Here is a 7,950-nt window from a genome sequence, read left to right as displayed (position 1 = left end):
ACCAACTTGGCGAGAAAGTAGGATGTGCTCACGAGTTTGTGGCATAGGGCCATCAGTCGCAGCTACTACTAAGATAGCGCCATCCATTTGAGCAGCACCAGTGATCATGTTTTTAACATAATCGGCGTGACCAGGACAATCTACGTGTGCGTAGTGACGAGTAGGAGTATCGTACTCAACGTGTGAAGTTGAGATTGTGATACCACGCTCGCGCTCTTCTGGAGCGTTATCGATTGATGCGAAATCTTTAGCAACACCGCCGTATACTTTTGCAAGTACGTTAGTGATTGCTGCAGTTAGTGTAGTTTTACCGTGGTCAACGTGGCCGATTGTACCAACGTTTACGTGCGGTTTTACGCGTTCAAACTTTTCTTTTGCCATCTTAAAAAATTCCTAATAAAGAAATTAAAGCCTGACTCAGTATTGAGCCAGACAAGCTAAAATCATATAACAGCGCGAGCTGAAATTATTGTATCTGCAACCTGTTTAGAGGCTTCAGCGTACTTCAAAAACTCCATAGAGTATGAGGCACGGCCCTGTGTTGCAGATCGTAAAGCAGTTGCATAACCAAACATTTCAGATAACGGAACCTGAGCATTAATTTGCTTAAGTCCACCAAGTGCATCTTCCATGCCTTCGATCATGCCGCGACGACGGTTTAGGTCGCCAACTACATCACCCATGTTTGCTTCAGGAGTGAGTACTTCAACCTTCATTACTGGCTCTAATAAAGCAGGGTTTGCATCTAGCGCACCTTGCTTCATAGCGAGTGAACCTGCTATTTTAAATGCCATTTCATTCGAATCTACATCATGGAATGAACCATCATATAAAGTCGCTTTCACGCCAAGTAATGGGTAGCCTGCCAGTACACCTTGAGCCATTTGCTCTTGGATACCTTTGTCTACCGCAGGGATGTATTCTTTCGGAACTGACCCACCTACGGTTTCGTTAACGAACTCGTAAATTGGGGCTTCATCATCCGAAATATCCATCGGTTCAAGTTTAAGCCAGACGTGACCATATTGACCACGACCACCTGATTGACGTATAAACTTCCCTTCAACTTCAACAGTTGAACGAATAGCTTCTCGGTATGCAACCTGCGGCTTACCAACGTTACATTCAACACTGAATTCACGTTTCATACGGTCGACAATGATATCAAGGTGAAGTTCACCCATGCCAGAGATAATCGTCTGGCCTGATTCTTCGTCAGTTTGTACGCGGAAAGATGGATCTTCTGCCGCTAGTTTACCTAGCGCGATACCCATTTTATCCTGGTCAGCGATTGTGCGAGGCTCAACCGCAACAGAGATAACTGGTTCTGGGAATTCCATACGCTCTAGCGTAATAATAGAATTCGGATCACACAGTGTCTCGCCTGTTGTTACGTCTTTGAGACCAATAGCCGCCGCGATGTCGCCTGCGTAGACTTCTTTGATCTCTTCACGTGAGTTTGAATGCATCTGAACGATACGACCAAGACGCTCACGCTTACTTTTTACTGGGTTATATACCGCGTCACCCTGTTTAACAGTACCAGAGTAAACACGGAAAAAGGTTAAAGTGCCAACAAACGGGTCTGTTGCAATCTTGAATGCAAGAGCAGCAAACGGCGCTTTATCATCAGCAGGACGCTCTTCCTCGGTACCATCTTCGAGGATACCTTGGATTTGTTTCACTTGTGTGGGTGATGGCATATATTCAACAACGCAATCAAGCACAGCTTGAACGCCTTTGTTTTTAAATGCACTACCACAGGTCATGGGAACAATTTCGTTCGCTAATGTGCGTTGACGCAAAGCATTTTTAATTTCTGCTTCGCTTAACTCTTCACCTTCTAAGTATTTATCCATTAGTTCTTCAGAGGCTTCAGCAGCGCTTTCAACTAAATGAGAGCGCCATTCTTCAGCTAAATCCTGAAGTTCTGCCGGTATTGCCTCATAAGAGAAAGTCATACCCTGGTCTTCATCATTCCAGTTAATGGCTTTCATTTTAATAAGGTCAATAACACCTTTAAAGTCGTCTTCAGCGCCAATTGGCAGCTGGACTGGAACAGGCGTTGCTCCAAGACGAGATTTCACCTGGCCGACAACCGTTAAGAAGTCAGCGCCCGTGCGATCCATTTTATTTACGAAGATCATTCTCGGAACTTCGTATTTGTTCGCTTGACGCCAAACTGTCTCAGTTTGCGGCTGTACACCAGATGAAGCACAAAGAACAACTACCGCACCATCTAGTACACGTAAAGAACGCTCTACTTCGATAGTGAAATCTACGTGTCCTGGGGTATCAATAATATTGATGCGATGGTCGTCAAATTGCGCGTCCATCCCTTTCCAGAAACACGTTGTTGCAGCAGAAGTGATTGTGATACCACGCTCTTGTTCCTGCTCCATCCAATCCATAGTTGCGGCGCCATCATGTACTTCACCGATCTTATGAGAAAGACCTGTGTAGAACAGAACACGTTCTGTTGTGGTGGTTTTGCCTGCATCTACGTGAGCACAAATACCGATATTGCGGTAACGCTCAAGTGGAGTTGTACGTGCCATAAAATCCTCTTAAAGGTTAAGGACAGATTACCAACGGTAATGAGCGAATGCTTTATTCGCTTCAGCCATACGGTGAACGTCTTCACGTTTCTTAACCGCAGTGCCTTTGTTGTCAGCAGCGTCAACGATTTCTTGAGCTAAACGTAAGCCCATAGATTTTTCGCCACGCTTACGTGCAGCGTCTACTAACCAACGCATACCTAATGCGTTGCGACGTACTGGACGTACTTCAACTGGTACTTGATAAGTTGAACCACCAACACGGCGAGATTTAACCTCTACCTGTGGACGGATGTTATCAAGTGCAGTTTCAAAGATTTCTAGGTGCGACTTGCCTGATTTCTCAGCAGCCACGTCTAGCGCACCATAAACGATTTTTTCAGCAGTAGATTTCTTGCCGTCTAACATTACGATGTTAACGAACTTAGCAAGAAGTTCCGATCCGAACTTAGGATCTGGAAGAATTTTACGTTGACCTATTACGCGTCTTCTAGGCATTTTGTATCTCCGGTTTATTCAGGTTTGCTCTTTCGAGTCAATCACCCAAAACAATAATTAATAATATTTAGTGCTTGGCCTTACTAACGGAAAACAATTAGCCTTTAGGGCGTTTTGCACCGTATTTAGAACGAGCTTGACGACGGTCGCTAACGCCTGCACAGTCAAGTGCACCACGTACAGTGTGAAAACGCACACCTGGTAAATCTTTAACACGACCACCACGGATTAGGATTACACTGTGCTCTTGAAGGTTATGACCTTCACCACCGATGTATGAAGTTACTTCGAAACCGTTAGTTAAACGTACACGAGCTACTTTACGTAACGCCGAGTTTGGTTTCTTAGGTGTAGTTGTATATACGCGAGTACATACACCACGCTTTTGCGGACACGCTTTAAGCGCAGCTGAGTTACTTTTAGTAACCTTGCTACGACGTGGCTTACGCACTAGCTGGTTAATAGTTGCCATTTAAATAGCTCCTGAAATTAAAATTACTACTGAAAAAAATAAAAAATCCGCCCTTGTTTTACCAGCATGTTTTAAACGTGCAAGTAAATGGGTGGCGGAATTTTAATGAGCAAAGATTGACCTGTCAACCTAAACCGCTCACAAGGCAGTAGATAACTGCCTTATGAAACTCTAATCTATTGATTATATTCGGTTTATTGATTTCCAGATAAATCCGCGTTTAAAGCATCAGTGAGTGCTTGAGTTGCCTCTTCCGCACTTACCGTTTGCTCTTCAACAACGTCTTTTTGCTTACGACGAGCCATACGCTCTTGATGATACGCAAAACCGGTACCGGCTGGGATCAATCGACCCACAATTACGTTTTCTTTCAGACCGCGTAGTTCATCGCTCTTACCATTTACAGCGGCTTCTGTTAGGACACGAGTTGTCTCCTGGAACGAGGCTGCTGAGATGAAAGATTCTGTCGCTAGTGATGCTTTTGTGATACCCATTAACTGGATTTCAAACTTAGCTGGGATCTTACCTTGAGCTTCAAGGTCGCGGTTTGCGATATTAACGCGTGCCACTTCAATTTGCTCACCGGCTAAGAACTCAGTATCACCACCGTCTAGAATGATACATTTACGTAGCATTTGACGAATAATAGTTTCAATGTGCTTATCATTGATCTTAACGCCCTGCAAACGGTAAACCTCTTGCACTTCGTTAACAATGTAATTAGCAACATGAGTCACACCACGTAGGCGTAAGATGTCATGCGGTGATTCTGGACCATCGGCGATAACTTCACCTTTAGACACTTGTTCACCTTCAAACACGTTAAGTTGACGCCACTTAGGAATCATTTCTTCGTAATGATCGCCTTCAGCTGGTGTAATAACTAAACGTTTCTTACCTTTAGTCTCTTTACCGAAGCTAATCGTACCGGTGATTTCAGCTAAGATAGCTGGATCTTTCGGCTTACGTGCTTCAAATAAGTCGGCTACGCGTGGTAGACCACCCGTGATATCACGAGTTTTCGAACCTTCTTGCGGAATACGTGCTAACACGTCACCTGGGTTTGCAGTCGCGCCGTCTGTTACTTCAATCGTAGTGAATGAAGGAAGACGCGTTTCTTGCAAGCCACGCTCATCACTTTCAATGATAAGCTTTGGCTCTTTCGCATTCGCTTTAGCAAGATCTTTAACAACTACACGAGTTAAACCCGTTAGTTCGTCAGTCTGTGCTTCAGTGTTTGAATCATCGATATCGCTGAACGATACTTTTGATTTATGCTCAAGAACGATTGGGTGACTATGCGGGTCCCAAGTAGCAACGATGTCGTTACCTTGAACTTCTGCATTGTCTTGCACTGTTAATACCGCACCGTAAGGTACTTTATAACGCTCTTTCTCACGACCATAGCTATCAATGATAGTGATCTCGGTAGAACGAGAGGTAATAACAATCTTACCGTCTGTATTTAATACATATTTAGCGTTGTGAAGTTTTAATGTACCGTTTGTTTTAACTTGTACATTATTTTCAGCAGACGCTCTTGATGCCGCACCACCGATGTGGAAGGTACGCATCGTAAGCTGTGTACCCGGCTCACCGATTGATTGAGCTGCGATAACACCTACTGATTCACCCGCGTTGATGATATGACCACGTGCAAGGTCACGACCATAACACTTAGCACATACACCAAAGTCGTTATCACAAGTGATAACTGAACGTACGCGAACTTCATCAACTGAGTGCTCTTCTAAAAGGTCACACAGTTTTTCGTCAAGCATGATGTTACGTTCAACAAGTACTGTATTAGTACCTGGGATCACAACGTCTTCAGCGACAACACGACCTAGTACACGTTCGCGAAGTGCTTCTACAACGTCACCACCTTCAATTAGCGGTTTCATTGTTAAGCCATCTTCTGTGCCACAATCGTCTTCGTTGATTACCAAATCTTGTGCAACGTCTACTAGACGACGCGTTAGGTAACCCGAGTTCGCTGTTTTCAGTGCTGTATCGGCAAGACCTTTACGCGCACCGTGCGTTGAGATGAAGTACTGAAGTACGTTTAGACCTTCACGGAAGTTAGCCGTGATTGGCGTCTCGATGATTGAACCATCTGGACGTGCCATTAGGCCACGCATACCTGCTAGCTGACGGATCTGAGCGGCACTACCACGAGCACCTGAGTCGGCCATCATAAACACTGAGTTAAATGACGGTTGTTCTACTTCTTCACCTTTTGCATTGATAACCGTGTCTTTTGACAAGTTGGCCATCATTTCACGTGATAAGTTTTCATTTACACGTGACCAGATATCGATAACTTTGTTGTACTTTTCACCAGCTGTTACAAGACCTGATTGGAATTGTTGGTTGATTTCAGTTACTTCAGCTTCAGCTGATTCAATGATTGCTGCTTTAACTGGTGGGATAACTAAGTCATCGATACCAATTGAAACACCTGACTTCATTGCATAGTGGAAACCGGTGTACATGATTTGGTCAGCAAACATAACTGTGTCTTTTAGACCAAGACGACGGTAACACTCATTAATTAAGCCAGAAATCTGCTTTTTACCTAGGGCTTGGTTGATTGACTCATACGGCATGCCTTTTGGTAAAATTAAAGACAGAATCGCACGACCAACAGTAGTATCAATCACGGTTACAGTGTCTTCAACAACACCTTCTTCGTTTTTAACTGATTGGCTAATACGAACTTTCACGATAGCGTGAAGGTCGGCATTACCACTACGGTATGCTTTTTCTGCTTCTTTAGGATCTTTAAATACGGCGCCTTCGCCTTTCGCGTTAATACGATCACGCGTCATGTAATAAAGACCTAATACAACGTCCTGTGAAGGAACGATGATTGGCTCACCATTAGCAGGCGATAAGATGTTGTTTGTAGACATCATTAACGCACGAGCTTCAAGCTGCGCTTCAATAGTTAGCGGTACGTGTACCGCCATTTGGTCACCATCGAAATCGGCGTTGTACGCCGCACATACTAATGGATGCAAATGAATCGCTTTACCTTCGATAAGCACAGGTTCAAACGCTTGGATACCCAAACGGTGAAGTGTTGGTGCACGGTTAAGTAATACTGGATGTTCACGAATTACTTCGTCTAGTACATCCCATACTTCCGCTACTTCACGCTCTACCATTTTCTTAGCAGCTTTGATTGTCGTAGCCATGCCGCGACGCTCTAATTTGCCATAGATGAATGGTTTGAAAAGCTCTAATGCCATCTTCTTAGGAAGACCACACTGATGAAGCTTAAGTGTAGGACCAACCGTGATTACAGAACGGCCAGAGTAATCTACACGCTTACCAAGTAAGTTCTGACGGAAACGACCTTGCTTACCTTTGATCATATCAGCAAGCGATTTAAGAGGACGTTTGTTAGAACCTGTAATTGCACGACCACGACGACCGTTATCAAGTAGCGCATCGACCGCTTCTTGTAACATACGTTTTTCGTTGCGTACGATAATATCTGGTGCAGCTAAATCTAGTAGACGCTTAAGACGGTTATTACGGTTAATAACACGACGGTAAAGGTCATTTAGATCAGATGTCGCAAAACGACCACCGTCTAGTGGCACTAATGGGCGTAAGTCAGGTGGCAATACTGGAAGTACTGTCATGATCATCCACTCAGGGTTATTACCTGATTGGTGGAACGATTCCATTAACTTAAGACGTTTAGTGATCTTTTTACGCTTAGTTTCAGAGTTAATTGTTGGTAACTCTTCACGCATTTCTGCAATTAATTGAGCAAGATCGAGTTCACGCAGTAAGTCTAATACTGCTTCAGCACCCATCTTCGCTTCAAATTCATCACCGTGCTCTTCAAGTGCATCTAGGTATTCTTCTTCACCTAATAGCTGACCACGCTCAAGCGTTGTCATGCCAGGCTCAGTTACTACGAATGATTCGAAGTAAAGAACACGTTCAATATCACGAAGCGTCATATCAAGCATTAAGCCGATACGTGACGGTAATGATTTTAAAAACCATATATGCGCAACTGGACTTGCCAGTTCTATATGACCCATACGGTCACGACGCACTTTAGTGAGTGTTACTTCAACGCCACACTTTTCACAGATCACACCACGGTGTTTAAGGCGTTTATATTTACCACATAAACACTCATAATCTTTCACTGGGCCGAAAATACGGGCACAGAATAAGCCATCGCGCTCAGGCTTGAAAGTACGGTAGTTAATAGTCTCAGGTTTCTTTACTTCACCGTATGACCATGAACGAACCATGTCTGGTGAAGCAAGACCAATGCGAATTGCATCGAATTCTTCGGTCTTATTTTGTTGCTTCAGAAACTTAAGTAAGTCTTTCACCTTAGCTCTCCTGTCGGAGTTAATCTTGAGGACGGATGTTCTCGTCCCTACATTC

At 44.0% G+C, this 7,950-nt stretch carries 5 protein-coding genes; all 5 read right to left on the bottom strand.

Annotation, left to right across the window (positions count from 1 at the left end; all coding sequences use genetic code 11):
- Nucleotides 1–381 (bottom strand): GTP-binding protein (locus ACTRWE_RS15645; protein WP_462880297.1); only part of this gene is annotated, 381 nt, incomplete at its 3' end.
- Between the two features lie 62 nt (nucleotides 382–443).
- Nucleotides 444–2,558 carry an elongation factor G gene (fusA, locus tag ACTRWE_RS15640; protein ID WP_013463850.1) on the bottom strand — a complete coding sequence of 705 codons (2,115 nt, stop codon included), beginning with the start codon at nucleotides 2,556–2,558 and terminating at the stop codon, nucleotides 444–446.
- A 27-nt stretch (nucleotides 2,559–2,585) separates the two neighbouring features.
- Nucleotides 2,586–3,056: a 30S ribosomal protein S7 gene (gene rpsG / locus ACTRWE_RS15635; RefSeq protein WP_010392135.1), complete on the bottom strand. Its 471-nt coding sequence runs from the start codon at nucleotides 3,054–3,056 to the stop codon at nucleotides 2,586–2,588.
- Nucleotides 3,057–3,153: 97 nt separating this feature from the next.
- Nucleotides 3,154–3,528, bottom strand: coding sequence for a 30S ribosomal protein S12 (gene rpsL / locus ACTRWE_RS15630; protein ID WP_002958885.1), 375 nt, complete (start codon nucleotides 3,526–3,528; stop codon nucleotides 3,154–3,156).
- Nucleotides 3,529–3,722: 194 nt separating this feature from the next.
- Nucleotides 3,723–7,895, bottom strand: a complete 4,173-nt coding sequence (gene rpoC, locus ACTRWE_RS15625) for a DNA-directed RNA polymerase subunit beta' (protein WP_013463849.1) — start codon at nucleotides 7,893–7,895, stop codon at nucleotides 3,723–3,725.
- Between the last annotated feature and the right edge of the window lie 55 nt (nucleotides 7,896–7,950).

It is taken from the genome of Pseudoalteromonas sp. G5_S1_54_S4 (assembly GCF_054968565.1).
This window is presented reverse-complemented; position numbering and strand designations above follow the sequence as displayed.

What these genes read in the sequence shown, in the direction of transcription:
- fusA (WP_013463850.1), bottom strand. Translation starts at nt 2,558, where the DNA reads ATGGCACGTACAACTCCACTTGAGCGTTACCGCAATATCGGTATTTGT.
- rpsG (WP_010392135.1), bottom strand. Translation starts at nt 3,056, where the DNA reads ATGCCTAGAAGACGCGTAATAGGTCAACGTAAAATTCTTCCAGATCCT.
- rpsL (WP_002958885.1), bottom strand. Translation starts at nt 3,528, where the DNA reads ATGGCAACTATTAACCAGCTAGTGCGTAAGCCACGTCGTAGCAAGGTT.